General features: G+C 68.7%; 14 protein-coding genes. 12 read left to right on the forward strand and 2 right to left on the reverse strand.

Annotation, left to right across the window (positions count from 1 at the left end):
• Nucleotides 1–50: 50 nt before the first annotated feature.
• Together ilvD and NC7_RS14290 are read left to right on the forward strand one after the other, a co-directional pair.
• A complete protein-coding gene (gene ilvD, locus NC7_RS14285) occupies nucleotides 51–1,739 on the forward strand; it encodes a dihydroxy-acid dehydratase (RefSeq protein ID WP_067983166.1) in 1,689 nt (562 codons plus the stop codon).
• Nucleotides 1,740–1,920: 181 nt separating this feature from the next.
• On the forward strand, nucleotides 1,921–2,697 hold the full coding sequence (locus NC7_RS14290; RefSeq protein ID WP_067983169.1) for an MHYT domain-containing protein: 777 nt from the start codon (nucleotides 1,921–1,923) through the stop codon (nucleotides 2,695–2,697).
• Between the two features lie 6 nt (nucleotides 2,698–2,703).
• Here the strand turns inward: NC7_RS14290 and NC7_RS14295 are convergent, their stop codons facing one another.
• Nucleotides 2,704–3,309: a TetR/AcrR family transcriptional regulator gene (locus NC7_RS14295; protein WP_067983171.1), complete on the reverse strand. Its 606-nt coding sequence runs from the start codon at nucleotides 3,307–3,309 to the stop codon at nucleotides 2,704–2,706.
• Nucleotides 3,310–3,463: 154 nt separating this feature from the next.
• Between NC7_RS14295 and NC7_RS14300 the strand changes: the two genes are divergently transcribed.
• The 10 genes from NC7_RS14300 (at nucleotide 3,464) to NC7_RS14345 (ending at nucleotide 12,732) form a co-directional block, all read left to right on the forward strand.
• Nucleotides 3,464–4,684, forward strand: coding sequence for an acetyl-CoA C-acetyltransferase (locus NC7_RS14300; RefSeq protein ID WP_067983177.1), 1,221 nt, complete (start codon nucleotides 3,464–3,466; stop codon nucleotides 4,682–4,684).
• Nucleotides 4,681–5,436, forward strand: coding sequence for an SDR family oxidoreductase (locus tag NC7_RS14305; RefSeq protein WP_067983179.1), 756 nt, complete (start codon nucleotides 4,681–4,683; stop codon nucleotides 5,434–5,436). Before NC7_RS14300 ends, NC7_RS14305 begins: the two co-directional genes overlap by 4 nt.
• A gap of 2 nt (nucleotides 5,437–5,438) precedes the next feature.
• Nucleotides 5,439–6,194, forward strand: a complete 756-nt coding sequence (fabG, locus tag NC7_RS14310) for a 3-oxoacyl-ACP reductase FabG (RefSeq protein ID WP_067983181.1) — start codon at nucleotides 5,439–5,441, stop codon at nucleotides 6,192–6,194.
• Complete coding sequence (locus NC7_RS14315; protein WP_067983182.1) at nucleotides 6,191–6,646, forward strand: MaoC family dehydratase; 456 nt, start codon at nucleotides 6,191–6,193, stop codon at nucleotides 6,644–6,646. Before fabG ends, NC7_RS14315 begins: the two co-directional genes overlap by 4 nt.
• Nucleotides 6,643–7,662, forward strand: coding sequence for a phosphotransferase family protein (locus tag NC7_RS14320; protein WP_067983184.1), 1,020 nt, complete (start codon nucleotides 6,643–6,645; stop codon nucleotides 7,660–7,662). Before NC7_RS14315 ends, NC7_RS14320 begins: the two co-directional genes overlap by 4 nt.
• Nucleotides 7,662–8,885, forward strand: coding sequence for an acyl-CoA dehydrogenase family protein (locus NC7_RS14325; protein WP_067983186.1), 1,224 nt, complete (start codon nucleotides 7,662–7,664; stop codon nucleotides 8,883–8,885). Before NC7_RS14320 ends, NC7_RS14325 begins: the two co-directional genes overlap by 1 nt.
• Nucleotides 8,882–10,060, forward strand: coding sequence for an acyl-CoA dehydrogenase family protein (locus NC7_RS14330; RefSeq protein ID WP_067983187.1), 1,179 nt, complete (start codon nucleotides 8,882–8,884; stop codon nucleotides 10,058–10,060). The genes NC7_RS14325 and NC7_RS14330 overlap by 4 nt, the downstream gene beginning before the upstream one ends.
• Nucleotides 10,057–11,130 carry an acyl-CoA dehydrogenase family protein gene (locus tag NC7_RS14335; protein WP_067983188.1) on the forward strand — a complete coding sequence of 358 codons (1,074 nt, stop codon included), beginning with the start codon at nucleotides 10,057–10,059 and terminating at the stop codon, nucleotides 11,128–11,130. The genes NC7_RS14330 and NC7_RS14335 overlap by 4 nt, the downstream gene beginning before the upstream one ends.
• Nucleotides 11,131–11,233: 103 nt before the next feature.
• A complete protein-coding gene (locus tag NC7_RS14340; RefSeq protein ID WP_067983190.1) occupies nucleotides 11,234–11,779 on the forward strand; it encodes an HAD domain-containing protein in 546 nt (181 codons plus the stop codon).
• Nucleotides 11,780–11,943: 164 nt separating this feature from the next.
• The gene (locus tag NC7_RS14345; protein WP_067983720.1) at nucleotides 11,944–12,732 is read left to right on the forward strand and encodes an SDR family NAD(P)-dependent oxidoreductase; all 789 of its coding nucleotides are present in this window, start codon (nucleotides 11,944–11,946) and stop codon (nucleotides 12,730–12,732) included.
• A 132-nt stretch (nucleotides 12,733–12,864) separates the two neighbouring features.
• Here NC7_RS14345 and NC7_RS14350 read toward each other — a convergent pair whose 3' ends face one another.
• Nucleotides 12,865–13,755 carry an RNA polymerase sigma-70 factor gene (locus NC7_RS14350; protein ID WP_067983192.1) on the reverse strand — a complete coding sequence of 297 codons (891 nt, stop codon included), beginning with the start codon at nucleotides 13,753–13,755 and terminating at the stop codon, nucleotides 12,865–12,867.
• Between the last annotated feature and the right edge of the window lies 1 nt (nucleotide 13,756).

Raw genomic sequence — 13,756 nt, forward strand, 5'->3', positions numbered from 1 at the left:
GCGCGCGTGGTCCATCGGCGTTTTCGCTGGTGGGTCGTAGGCTGGGGGCCATGGCATCCGACACCGAATCGTTCGATATCAAGCCCCGCTCGCGCGATGTCACCGACGGGCTGGAGAAGACAGCCGCCCGCGGCATGCTCCGTGCGGTCGGCATGGGGGACGAGGACTGGGCCAAACCGCAGATCGGGGTGGCGTCGAGCTGGAACGAGATCACCCCGTGCAACCTGTCGCTGGACCGGCTGGCCGACGCGGTGAAGGAAGGCGTGCACGCGGCGGGCGGGTACCCGCTCGAGTTCGGGACCATCTCGGTGTCCGACGGCATCTCGATGGGCCACGAGGGCATGCACTTCTCACTGGTCAGCCGTGAGATCATCGCGGACTCCGTCGAAACCGTGATGATGGCCGAACGTCTCGACGGCTCGGTGCTGCTGGCCGGGTGCGACAAGAGCCTGCCCGGCATGCTGATGGCGGCCGCGCGGCTCGACCTGGCCAGCGTGTTCCTCTATGCGGGGTCGACGCTGCCGGGCAACCTCGACGGCAAGGACGTCACCATCATCGACGCCTTCGAGGCCGTCGGCGCCTGCATCAAAGGACTCATCAGCCGCGAGGAGGTCGACCGCATCGAACGCGCGATCTGTCCTGGCGAAGGCGCGTGCGGCGGCATGTACACCGCCAACACGATGGCCTCGGCCGCCGAGGCGCTCGGCATGAGCCTGCCCGGATCGGCGGCACCGCCCGCCCCCGACCGCCGCCGCGACGAGTTCGCGCACCGGTCCGGGGAAGCGGTCGTCGAGCTGTTGCGCAAGGGGATCACCGCGCGCGACATCCTGACGATGGAGGCGTTCGAGAATGCCATCACCGTGGTCATGGCACTCGGCGGGTCGACCAACGCGGTACTGCACCTGCTGGCGATCGCCCGCGAGGCCGGGGTCGACCTGACCCTCGCCGACTTCAACCGGGTCGGGGACAAGGTGCCGCACCTGGCCGACCTCAAACCGTTCGGCCGCTACGTGATGACCGATGTGGACCGGGTCGGCGGCATTCCTGTGGTGATGAAGGCGCTGCTCGACGCGGGTCTGCTGCACGGCGATGTCATGACCGTCACCGGAAAGACCATGGCCGACAACCTCGCCGACATCGAACTCGGCCTCGACGGTGATGTCATCCGGCCGCTCGACCGGCCCATCCACCGATCCGGTGGGCTCACCATCCTGCACGGAACGCTGGCTCCCGAGGGTGCGGTGGTGAAGAGCGCAGGCTTCGATTCCGATGTGTTCGCGGGGACGGCCAGGGTGTTCGACGGTGAACGCGCCGCGATGGACGCGCTGGAGAACGGCAGCATCGTGGCCGGTGACGTGGTCGTCATCCGCAACGAAGGCCCCAAGGGTGGGCCGGGTATGCGCGAGATGCTCGCCATCACCGGCGCGATCAAGGGCGCGGGTCTCGGCAAGGACGTCCTGTTGCTCACCGACGGCCGATTCTCCGGTGGCACAACGGGTCTGTGCGTCGGGCACGTCGCGCCGGAGGCGGTCGACGCGGGTCCGATCGCGTTCGTGCGCGACGGCGACCCGATCGTCCTCGATGTGGCGAACCGGCGCCTGGACGTGGAGATCGACCCGGCCGATCTGGCGGCCCGCAAGGTCGGCTGGGAACCCGCGCCGCCCCGGTACACCTCCGGCGTGCTCGCCAAGTACCGCAAGTTGGTCAGTTCGGCAGCGCACGGAGCCGTCACCGGATGACGGCGATGGATACGGGCGAGTTAGCTGCGAGTAAACCCTCAGGCTGTCGACTGTGATGAAAGGCACGCCCACCGTTCACTTCGAGTGTGCCAGAAATTTGCTCGAGACGCCGTAAGCTCACCCTCGGTCGGATTTCGTTGTACCGGAGTGGAGCTGCGGTACGGACCGAGGGTTTCGCTTCGTGCTCGATGTACATCATTTCTCCTATGGCTGGATCACACCCGTGCTGGCCTACTTCATGTCCTTCGTCGGGTGTCTGCTCGGCCTGCAATGCGCTGCCCGGGCACGCAATTCGGAGGAGGGGCGCGCCGGGTGGCTCATCGGTGCGGCGGTCGCGATCGGCGGTACCGGCATCTGGGTCATGCATTTCATCGCGATGCTCGGCTTCTCGATCCGCGGCGCCGAGATCCGCTACGACGTGCTTTTGACCCTGTTCAGCGCGGTGACGGCGATGGTCGTCGTCGGAATCGGATTGTTCATGGTGAGCAGGCCGCACACCACCTTCGCCCGGCTCGTCGCCGGTGGCACCGTGACGGGTCTGGGCGTGGGGACCATGCACTACACCGGCATGTACGCGATGAACACCAACGCCGACATCGGCTACGAGCCGCGCATCGTCGCGGTATCGATCGTGATCGCGGTGGTCGCCTCGGTCGTCGCCCTGTGGTTCACCTTGCGCGTCAAGGGGTTCCTCGCCCGGGTGGGGGCCGCGATGATCATGGGCGTCGCGGTGTGCGGCATGCACTACACCGGCATGGCGGCCATGCACGCCGACGCGACTCATCACGGCCACGCCCCGCCCGCGGGCGCGCATGCCTTCGAGTTGCTCGGTCCGCTGATCGGCATCGTCAGCATGGTCACGATGTTCGTGCTGATCAGTGTGAGTCTGTCCGACATCGAGCACGACGACCCGGTGCCCACCGGTGGCCCGCACAACTGGCCCCGCCGCGAGGACTGACAGCTGTCAGGGAGTCGGCCGCCGCGCGCCGACGATGCGCAGGGCCATGTCGGCGTAGCCGTCGGCGATGTCCTCGGGACTCCAGTCGCCCCGGTCGCGGTACCAGCGAGCGATATCGATGCCGAGCGAGAGCAGTGCGACCGCGGCCATCCGGGGATCGGGCACGTCGAACGCACCGGTCGCCACCCCTCGCTCGACCAGATCGCGGATCTCCTGATCGATCTGGCGGCGCAGGTCCCGGATCACGGCGTAGTGCTCGGGAGTGAGTGCCGACAGTTCGTAGTTCACGATCCGCGCCCGGGTGTGACCGCGCACGTGGTGCGCGGCGAAGTCATGGATGACGGTGTGCAGGGCGAGTACCGGATCATCGGTCGACCGGATGGCGGCGCGGACCAGGGCGAGCGACTGCTCGTGGCCCGCGCGTGAGATCACGTAGAGCAGCTCCTCTTTCGACTTGTGATGCACATACACCGCCGCCGGGCTCATACCGGCGGCCGAGGCGATGTCGCGTGTGGTCGTGCCGTTGAAGCCCTTGTCGGCGAAGGCGTCGATGGCGGCCTCGAGCAGGCGCGCGCGGGTGGCGTCGCCGCGGGGCTCGGTGGTTTCGGTCATTTCCGCGTCATTATCTCGCCTCGCCGGTCGCCGCCCGGTGGCGGGTCGATGTGACGTGGCTAACAGGGGAGCGGTACCAGCGTTCCCTTGACGGTGGTGTGCGACCTGCAGCACTATGCGTCTAAGCAAGCGCTTATTCAGCAAAGGAGCTCCGATGCCGGAAGCCGTGATCGTCGCCGCCGCCCGTTCCCCGATCGGGCGCGCGGGCAAGGGGTCGCTCAAAGACCTCCGCCCCGACGATTTGACCGTCCAGATGGTGCGCGCGGCGCTGGCACAGGTGCCCGCGCTCGACCCGGCCCAGATCGAGGATCTGGTCCTGGGCTGCGGACAGCCGGCGGGGGAGTCCGGGTTCAACATGGCCCGGGTGGTCGCCGTCCTCGCCGGGCTGGACGCGGTGCCCGGCACCACGGTGAACCGCTACTGTTCCTCGAGCCTGCAGAGCACCCGGATGGCGTTGCACGCCATCAAGGCGGGCGAGGGCCACGTGTTCATCTCCGCCGGTGTCGAGACGGTGAGCCGCTTCGGCAAGGGCAGCGCCGACGGCATGCCCGACACCAAGAATCCCGTGTTCGCCGAGGCGCTGGCCCGCACCACCGCGCGCGCCGAGGCGGGCGCACCCACGTGGACCGATCCGCGCCTGAGCGGTGACCTGCCCGATGTGTACATCGCGATGGGTCAGACCGCCGAGAACGTCGCCCAGCACACCGGGATCACCCGCGCCGAGCAGGACGAATTCGGTGTCCGCTCGCAGAATCTCGCCGAGAAGGCCATCGCCAACGGCTTCTGGGCCACCGACATCACCCCGGTGACACTGCCCGACGGAACGATCGTCACAGCCGACGACGGCCCACGCGCCGGGGTCACCCTCGACGCGGTGAGTCAGTTGAAGCCGGTGTTCCGCCCCGACGGCACCATCACCGCGGGCAACTGCTGTCCGCTCAACGACGGCGCCGCCGCCCTGGTCGTCATGTCCGACACCAAGGCACGCGAGCTCGGGCTCACTCCGCTGGCGCGGATCGTGAGCACGGGAGTGTCGGGTCTGTCGCCGGAGATCATGGGCCTCGGCCCGATCGAGGCTTCCCGGCAGGCGTTGCGCCGCGCCGGTCTCACGATCGACGACATCGACCTGGTGGAGATCAACGAGGCCTTCGCCGTGCAGGTGATCGGCTCGGCCCGCGAACTCGGCATCGATGCGGACAAGCTCAACGTCAACGGCGGCGCGATCGCCGTGGGCCACCCGTTCGGCATGACCGGTGCACGCATCACGAGTACGCTCATCAACTCCTTGCGTTTCCACGACAAACAGTTCGGGTTGGAGACCATGTGCGTCGGCGGCGGCCAGGGTATGGCGATGGTGCTGGAGCGGCTGTCGTGAGCGGGCGATTCGCGGGCAAGACCGCGATCGTCACCGGTGCCAGCCGGGGCATCGGCCTCGGCATCGCGCAGCGGCTGGTCGACGAGGGCGCGAAAGTCGTTGTCACCGCGCGCAAACAGGACGCGCTCGACGCGGCGGTCGACCAGCTCGGCGGACCTGAGCACGCTCTCGGCGTGACTGGTCGCGCCGACGACACCGAGCATCAGGCCGATACCGTCGCACGCGCCGTGGCCACCTTCGGTGGCGCCGACCTGCTGGTCAACAACACCGGCATCAATCCGGTCTTCGGCCCGATGATCGACCTCGACCTCGACGCCGCCCGCAAGATCGTCGAGGTCAACTGCCTCGGTGCACTCTCGTGGACGCAGCAGGCACACCGGGGCTGGATGTCCGAACACGGTGGCGCCGTGGTGAATGTCGCCTCCATCGCGGGCATCCGCAGCGCGCCCGGCATCGGGTTCTACGGTGCGAGCAAAGCGATGCTCATCCACATCACCCAGGAACTCGCGGTCGAACTCGGACCCGACATCCGAGTGAACGCGGTCGCGCCCGCCGTGGTGAAGACGAAATTCGCCACCGCGCTCTACGAAGGCCGCGAACAGCAGGTCGCCGATGCCTACCCGATGAAGCGGCTCGGTGTCCCCGAGGACATCGCCGGTGCCGTGACGTTTCTGCTCTCACCCGACGCCGCATGGGTCACCGGTCAGCTGCTCGTCATCGACGGCGGCGTGACCTTGACAGGAGGTCTGTAACCATGAACACCACGAGAACTGCCGTCGTCACCGGTGCCGCCAGAGGGATCGGTGCCGCCGTGGCGAAGAGGCTCGCCGCCGACGGGATGGCGGTGGCCGTCCTCGATCTCGACGAGGACGCCTGTAAGCCGGTCGTCGCCGACATCGAAGCGGCCGGAGGGCGGGCGGTGGCGGTCGGGGCGAACGTGGCCGACGAGGACGCCGTGACGGTGGCCGTCGAGCGGATCGTCGCCGCGCTCGGCGCGCCGACCGTGCTGGTCAACAACGCCGGTGTGATCCGCGACAACATGCTCTTCCGGATGAGCACCGACGACTGGGACACGGTCATGAACGTGCACCTGCGTGGGGCGTTCCTGATGACCCGCGCCGTCCAGAAGCATATGACCGAGGCGAAGTTCGGCCGCGTCGTCAACCTGTCGAGCACCTCGGCGCTCGGCAACCGCGGCCAGGCCAACTACTCGGCCGCGAAGGCGGGCGTGCAGGGTTTCACCAAGACTCTCGCGTTGGAGCTGGGCAAGTTCGGGGTCACCGCGAACGCCATCGCCCCCGGCTTCATCGAGACCGAGATGACCGCGGCCACCGCCGAACGGCTCGGGGTGTCGTTCGAGGATTTCAAAGCCGGTGTGGCGGCACAGATTCCGGTCGCACGGACCGGTGTGCCGGACGACATCGCGCACGCGGTGTCGTTCTTCGCCAGTGAGGCGGCGGGCTTCGTGTCCGGTCAGGTGCTGTACGTGGCGGGTGGGCCGAAGGCATGAGGACATTCGAGGGAATCGCCGAACTGGAAGCGGCCGTCGGAACCCACCTCGGCTATTCGGGGTGGCACACGGTGACCCAGGAGCAGATCGATACCTTCGCCGACGCGACCGGTGACCACCAGTGGATCCACGTCGACCCCGACCGCGCCGCCGACGGCCCGTTCGGAACGACGATCGCCCACGGCTACCTGACGTTGTCGCTCGTCCCCGCGCTCGTCGCCCAGGTGTACCGGATCGAGGGCCTGGCGATGGCGGTGAACTACGGCGCCAACAAGGTGCGGTTCCCGGCGCCGGTGCCCGTCGGGTCGAGGCTGCGCGCGGGTGTCGAGGTGCGGTCGGTCGCACCGGGTGGCGGCGGACACCTGATCACCAACACCGTCGTCATCGAGCGTGAGGGCGGCGAGAAGCCGGTGTGTGTGGTCGAGACGGTGACCCTGGCGGTCGCGCGATGACCCTGCCCGGTCTGGATCTCGACCGGTTCGGGCCCTGGTTGCGGGCCGCCGTGCCCGGCGTCGGCACCGACCTCGACGCCACCTTCATCGCCGGTGGCAAATCCAACCTCACCTACACGGTGACCGACGGCGCGTCGTCGTGGATCGTGCGGCGCCCACCGCTCGGGCACGTGCTGGCCACCGCACACGACATGGCCCGCGAGTACCGGGTGATGGCCGCCCTCGCGCCGACCGCCGTACCTGTGCCGACCATGTACGGCCTGTGTGCGGACACCGAGGTCCTCGGCGCTCCCTTCTACGTCATGGAGCGTGTCGACGGCACCCCCTATCGGGCAGCGGCGGAGCTCGCCGAGCTGGGACCCGAACGGACACAGCGCATTTCGTCCGCGCTGGTCGAAACTCTTGCCGACCTGCACGCCGTCGACCCGGCCGCCGTCGGGCTCGCCGACTTCGGCAGGCCCACGGGGTTCCTCGAACGCCAGGTTCGCCGATGGAAGCAGCAACTCGACGCCTCCCACACCCGTGACCTGCCGCTGGCCACCGAACTGCACGCGCGACTGGCCGCCGACGTCCCCGCGGAATCGGCGGCGGGCATCGTGCACGGCGACTACCGGCTCGACAATGTCCTCGTCGACGGCGGTGACCGGCTCGCGGCCGTCATCGACTGGGAGATGGCCACCCTCGGTGACCCGCTCACCGATCTGGCCCTGATGATCGTCTACAGCCGCCTCGCCGACCTGCCGAACGGCCAGGTCGCCGTGGCCGACGCGACACAGGCACCCGGTTTCCTCACCGAAGGCGAGATCATCGCCCGCTACACCGCCCGCAGTGAGCGCGACATGTCGCGTTTCGGCTTCTATCTCGGGCTGGCCGCCTACAAACTCGCCGCGATCCTGGAAGGCATCCACTACCGCTACCTGCGGGGCCAGACTGTCGGTGCGGGCTTCGATGTCATCGGTTCGGCCATCGAGCCGCTGCTGGAAACCGGCCTCACCGCACTGAAGGAGCATCCCTGATGGACTTCGCCTACGACGCGCGCACCGAAGAACTGCGCGCCACGTTGCTCGACTTCATGGACAGCCACATCTATCCCGCCGAATCGGTGTTCCGCACCCAGGTCGAGCGACTGGACGATCGCTGGGCGTGGGACTCGGTTCCCGTGCTGGCCGAACTGCGCGCCGAAGCACGCGAGCGTGGGCTGTGGAATCTTTTCCTTCCTGGCGAACACGGTGCCGGACTCACCAACCTGCAGTACGCGCCGCTGGCCGAGATCACCGGGCGCAGTGCGGCACTGGCCCCCGCCGTGCTCAACTGTGCCGCACCCGACACCGGCAACATGGAGGTGCTCGTCCAGTTCGGCACCGAGCAGCAGCGCAAGCAGTGGCTCGAACCGCTGCTCGACGGCACCATCCGTTCGGCCTTCGCCATGACCGAACCGGAGGTGGCGTCCTCGGATGCCACCAATATCGCCACCCGTATCGAACGCGACGGTGACGACTACGTTCTCAACGGGCGCAAATGGTGGATCACCGGGGCGATGAACCCCAATGCCGAGATCTTCATCGTGATGGGCAAGACCGATCCGTCGGCCGACAGGCACCGTCAGCAATCGATGATCCTGGTCCCCCGCGACACTGCCGGGGTCGAGATCCATCGCGGCATGGAGGTTTTCGGCTACGACGACCACGACCACGGCGGCCACGCGGAGATGACGTTCACCGATGCCCGGGTGCCCGCCTCGAACCTGATCGGCATCGAGGGCGCCGGTTTCGCCATCGCCCAGGCGCGGCTCGGGCCGGGCCGCATCCACCACTGCATGCGCTCCATCGGTCTGGCCGAACGTGCCGTGGAACTGATGTGCGCGCGAGCGGACGACCGGGTGGCGTTCGGCAGGCCACTCGCCGACCAGGGGGTGATCCGGGACTGGATCGCCGAGTCGCGCGTGCGGATCGAGCAGTTGCGGTTGCTCGTCCTCAAGACCGCGTGGCTGATGGACACCGTCGGAAACAAGGGCGCGCACACCGAGATCCAAGCCATCAAGATCGCCACCCCGGCCGCGGTCCAGTGGATTCTGGACAAGGCGATCCAGGTACACGGCGCGGGCGGCCTGTCGCAGGACTTTCCCCTCGCCGCCGCGTACGCGGGCATCCGCACACTGCGCTTCGCCGACGGACCCGACGAGGTGCACAAGAACGCTCTGGCCAAGAGCGAGCTGCGCAGGCAGCGGGAGGCCCGATGACGCGCGAGGAACTGCACCGGGCCGTCGCGGAGTTTCTCGCCGTCACCGATCCGGCGACAACCGACCGCCGGGAATTCCTGCGTGCCCGCTTCGACGCCGGTCTGGCCTGGGTGTACTACCCGGTGGGCCTCGGTGGCCTCGGGCTGCCGAGGGAATGGCAGGGTGAGGTCGATCGGCTGTTCGCCGAAGCCGGTGCGCCCGACAACAACCCGGGTGCCAACACCATCGGTCTCGGGATGGCCGCGCCGACGATCCTCGCGTGCGGCACCGAGGAACAGCAGCGCCGGTTCCTGCGTCCGCTGTGGACGGGCGAGGAGATCTGGTGCCAGCTGTTCAGCGAGCCCGGCGCGGGATCCGATCTGGCGAACGTGGGCACCCGCGCGGTCCGCGACGGTGACGAGTGGGTGGTCGACGGGCAGAAGGTCTGGACCTCGAGCGCACACCTGGCGCACTTCGCGATCCTGCTGGCGCGCACCGATCCCGGTATACCCAAGCATCGCGGGCTGACGTTCTTCCTCATCGATGTCACCCAGCCCGGCGTCGAGGTGCGCCCGCTGCGCCAGATCACCGGTGAGGCCGAGTTCAACGAGGTGTTCCTCACCGAGGCACGGGTGCCCGACACCCAGCGAGTCAGCGGCGAGGGCGACGGATGGCGGGTCGCCAACACCACACTCAACACCGAGCGCGTCGCCATCGGCGGCAAGGACACCGCCAGGGAAGCCGGGATGATCGGAGTGGTGAGCCGGACCTGGCGCGACGAACCCGAGCTGCGCACCCCCGAGTTGCACGATCGGTTGCTGCGGCTGTGGGTCGAGGCCGAGGTCGCCAGACAGACCGGTATGCGCTTGCGGCAGAAGCTGGCCAAGGGCATGCCCGGCCCCGAAGGGTCGGCGATGAAGCTGATCTTCGCGCGGGTGGCTCAGCAGCTGTCCGGTCTGGAGGTGGAGATGCTCGGTGAGCGGGGACTCCGCTATGCGGACTGGACCATGGTCCGCCCCGATCACGTGGACTTCACCGGGCGCGACGCCGGGTACCGCTACCTGCGGGCGAAGGGCAATTCCATCGAGGGCGGTACCTCGGAGATCCTGCGCAACATCGTCGCCGAACGCATTCTCGGACTGCCCGCCGAGGCGCGGACCGACAAAGACCGCCCCTGGAAGGACGTCGCCCGATGACCGAGCTGAATCTGGTCTACACCGAGGTCGAGGACGACCTGCGCGCCACCGTGCGTGCGCTGCTGAGCGCACACGGTGACCCGACGTCGGTGACCGCGCTCTACGACGGGGACCGGTCGCTGGTCGCGGGGCTGTGGAAGAACATCGCCGTAGACCTCGGTCTCGCGGGTCTGCTCGTTCCCGAGGAGCACGGCGGTGCGGGGGCGTCGGCGCGCGAGGCGGCGGTGGTGCTAGAGGAGCTCGGTCGTTTCGTCGCGCCGGTGCCGTTCCTCACCAGCTCGGTGGTGGCCACCACCGCGTTGCTCGGTGCGGACGCGTCGCTGCTCGGTGAGCTCGCCGCGGGGGAGCGGACCGCGGCGCTGGCCGTTCCGTTCTCGACGGCCGCGCACGCGCCGGTCGCGGCCGTCGCCGACGGTGGCACCGTCACCAGCGTCGCGGGTGCGCTCGAGGCAGATCTCCTGCTGGTACCCGTCTCCGGGCCGGAAGGCCTCGCGTTGCACGCTGTTGCGGCCGCCGACGCGCGGATCACCCCGGTGGTGTCGCTGGACATGACCCGTCAGCTGGCGGACATCACCTTCGATGACTTCACGGGGCCACCCGTCGTCACCGACGGTGTGAGCGCCGTGCGCGCCGCCCTGCTCGCGGGCACCGCGTTGCTGGCGTCGGAACAGTGTGGGCTGGCGCGCTGGTGCCTCGAGGAAACCGTGGCCTATCTGAAGGAACGTCGCCAGTTCGGTCGGGTGGTCGGCGGCTTCCAGGCGATCAAGCACCGCCTCGCCGACCTCTACACCGGCGTCGAGTCGGCGACGGCCACCGCACGCTACGCCGCGGCGACCCTGGCCGCGGCCGACCCCGACACCGCTGTCGCGGCAGGCGTCGCGCAGGCCTACTGCGGCGACCTGGCCGTCCTCGCGGCGGAGGAAGCGGTGCAGCTCCACGGCGGTATGGGCATGACCTGGGAACACCCCGCCCACCTGTACCTCAAACGGGCCAAGGCCGATCAGATCGCTTTCGGCACGGCGGGCACCCACCGCGCCCGCCTCGCCGAACTCGTCGACCTGCCCGTCTGAGATCCCGCGCCGACGGCGTGGACGGACCGCCGTCCACCGAGCACAGCAGATAGACTGTCGGGCAAGAGCATTCACGCTCGACAACGGGGTGAGGACGGGGGAGATGGCCGATCGTCCGCTGCTCTACCTCGATGTGGACGGGCCACTCAACCCGTACCACGCGAAACCGGAACGTCGTCCGCGCGGATACGAGACGCACCGCATGCTGCCGCCGTCGTGGATCGCACGCCACCGCGACATCCCCGTGCGGCGGGTGAAACCGTTACGTGTGTGGTTGAACCCGTCGCACGGCCGCATGCTCGTGGAGCTGTCCGCCCACTTCGAATTGTGGTGGGCGACAACGTGGGAACACGACGCGAACACCCACATCGCCCCGGTGCTCGGTCTGCCCGAGTTGCCGGTGGTCGAGTGGAGATCGCCCGGATGCACCGGGCCCGAGGGGACCTTCTGGAAAACCGCCGAACTGGTCGAACACGCGGCGGGCCGACCGTTCGCCTGGGTCGACGACGACATCACGACACCGGACCGCCGCTTCGTCGCAGCCTGGCACGCCACGCCGACCCTGCTGCGATTCGTGCACCCGGCGGCCGGTCTGGTCGAGGAGGACTTCACCGCGCTGGCGTCCTGGGCGAGCACCCTGCGACCGTGAACACCGTCGCGACGTAGCTTGCCCGCGACCGGGAATCGCTGCTCCGGTCGACTGACCACGAAACGACCTTCCCCGCCGCCCGCCGAGATCGGGGATAGGGTGGGCCGGGCGTTCTGTCTTGTCGGAGTCCGGCTGGCGCCGGACCGTGTGAGGGAGTGGTGCGAGTGCGGATCGATCTGACCGGGAAGACGGCGTTGGTCACCGGCTCCACCCAGGGCATCGGGGCCGCCATCGCCCAGGGGCTGGCCGACGCGGGCGCGCGGGTGGTGGTCAACGGGCGCTCCGCCGACCGGGTGGACGCGGCGGTCGCCGAGATTCGCGGCACCGGTGCGGACGCGGTCGGTGTGGCGGCCGATGTCACCACCGACGACGGGGTCGCCCGCTTGTTGCGTGACGTGCCCGATGTGGACGTTCTCGTCAACAACCTCGGCATCTTCGAAGCGGTGCCCGCACGCGAGATCACCGACGCCCAGTGGCGGTCGTTCTTCGAGGTGAACGTGTTGTCCGCGGTGCGGCTGATCCGGGCCTTTCTGCCGGGGATGATCGAGCGCGGGTGGGGGCGCGCCCTGCAGATCGCCAGCGATTCCGCGGTGGTCACGCCCGCCGAGATGATCCATTACGGCGTGTCGAAGACCGCACTGCTCGCCGTGACCCGTGGCTTCGCCAAGGACGCCGCGGGAACCGGGGTCACGGTGAACTCGGTGATCGCCGGGCCGACGCACACCGGCGGCGTGGAGGAGTTCGTGTACCAGCTGGTCGACCGGTCGTTGCCGTGGGAGCAGGCGCAGCGTGAGTTCATGCGCGTGCATCGCCCGCAGTCGCTGATCCAGCGGCTGATCGAACCGTCGGAGATCGCGAACATGGTCGTCTATCTGAGTTCGCCGCTGGCATCGGCCACGACCGGCGGAGCCCTGCGCGTCGACGGCGGCTACGTCGATTCGATCCTGCCGTAGCGCACGTGCGGGTGCCGGAAAACAGGCGGACCGGCTCCAGGGAGTGGGTGGTGCGGGTAGTTCGGTGCCGGCCCGCCTGCACACTATTCGTGGGCGGGGCAGACGTGGATGGGTGCGGGCCCCTCCGGCGCCTCATCGGAGGGTGAGTGGGATCGTCGTGTCGATGTGGGTGAGCTTCTGCGGGTTGCGCAGGTAGTAGATGCCGGTGATCCGGTCGTCCTCGACGCGAAGGGTGAGCACGCCGTCGCGCTTCCCGTCGATGAACACCGCGAGGCCGGGTCCACCGTTGACCAACGCCGGTTCGACGGTCATGGTGGCGGCGTGTCTGGTGAGCCCGCCGACGATGAAGCGCGACACCTTGTCGGCGCCGAGCACCGGGCGTGGGTTGGCCTGTTCGATCCCGCCACCGTCGCTGACGGCGACGACATCGGGCGCGAGGACGGCGAGCAATCCCCGCAGGTCACGGGTTTCCAGGGCCCGCCGGAACGCGTCGATCGTCGCCTCGGCCTGCTGGGCGCTCACGGTGCGCCTCGGTCTGCGTTCCTGGACGTGTCTGCGGGCGCGACTGGCGATCTGATGCACGGCGGCGGGTGACTTGTCGACCGCCGCCGCGATCTCGGCGTAGCTGATGCCGAAGGCCTCCCTCAGCACGAAGACCGCGCGTTCGGTCGGGCTCAGCGTCTCGAGTACCAGCATCAAGCCCATCGACACGCTGTCGGCGAGTTCGACGTCGGCGGCCACATCCGGTGCGGTGAGCAGCGGTTCGGGCAGCCACGAGCCGACATAGGATTCCCGTCGGCGCTCGAGCGAGCGCAACCGGTTCAGTGCCTGGCGGGTGGTGATCCGCACCAGATACGCGCGCCGGTCGTCCACCTGGTCCAGGTCGGCCCTCACCCACCGCAACCACGTCTCCTGCAGCACGTCCTCTGCGTCGGCGGCCGAGCCGAGCATCTCGTAGGCCACGGTGAACAGCAGATTGCGGTGCCGCACAAAGGTTTCGGTCGCGTCGACGGGAGTGCTCATC

The organism is Nocardia caishijiensis NBRC 108228 (assembly GCF_001612825.1).
In the GTDB taxonomy this organism is placed as follows: domain Bacteria; phylum Actinomycetota; class Actinomycetes; order Mycobacteriales; family Mycobacteriaceae; genus Nocardia; species Nocardia caishijiensis.

What these genes read in the sequence shown, in the direction of transcription:
- ilvD (WP_067983166.1), top strand. Translation starts at nt 51, where the DNA reads ATGGCATCCGACACCGAATCGTTCGATATCAAGCCCCGCTCGCGCGAT.
- NC7_RS14295 (WP_067983171.1), bottom strand. Translation starts at nt 3,309, where the DNA reads ATGACCGAAACCACCGAGCCCCGCGGCGACGCCACCCGCGCGCGCCTG.
- NC7_RS14300 (WP_067983177.1), top strand. Translation starts at nt 3,464, where the DNA reads ATGCCGGAAGCCGTGATCGTCGCCGCCGCCCGTTCCCCGATCGGGCGC.
- fabG (WP_067983181.1), top strand. Translation starts at nt 5,439, where the DNA reads ATGAACACCACGAGAACTGCCGTCGTCACCGGTGCCGCCAGAGGGATC.
- NC7_RS14315 (WP_067983182.1), top strand. Translation starts at nt 6,191, where the DNA reads ATGAGGACATTCGAGGGAATCGCCGAACTGGAAGCGGCCGTCGGAACC.
- NC7_RS14320 (WP_067983184.1), top strand. Translation starts at nt 6,643, where the DNA reads ATGACCCTGCCCGGTCTGGATCTCGACCGGTTCGGGCCCTGGTTGCGG.
- NC7_RS14325 (WP_067983186.1), top strand. Translation starts at nt 7,662, where the DNA reads ATGGACTTCGCCTACGACGCGCGCACCGAAGAACTGCGCGCCACGTTG.
- NC7_RS14330 (WP_067983187.1), top strand. Translation starts at nt 8,882, where the DNA reads ATGACGCGCGAGGAACTGCACCGGGCCGTCGCGGAGTTTCTCGCCGTC.
- NC7_RS14335 (WP_067983188.1), top strand. Translation starts at nt 10,057, where the DNA reads ATGACCGAGCTGAATCTGGTCTACACCGAGGTCGAGGACGACCTGCGC.
- NC7_RS14340 (WP_067983190.1), top strand. Translation starts at nt 11,234, where the DNA reads ATGGCCGATCGTCCGCTGCTCTACCTCGATGTGGACGGGCCACTCAAC.
- NC7_RS14350 (WP_067983192.1), bottom strand. Translation starts at nt 13,755, where the DNA reads ATGAGCACTCCCGTCGACGCGACCGAAACCTTTGTGCGGCACCGCAAT.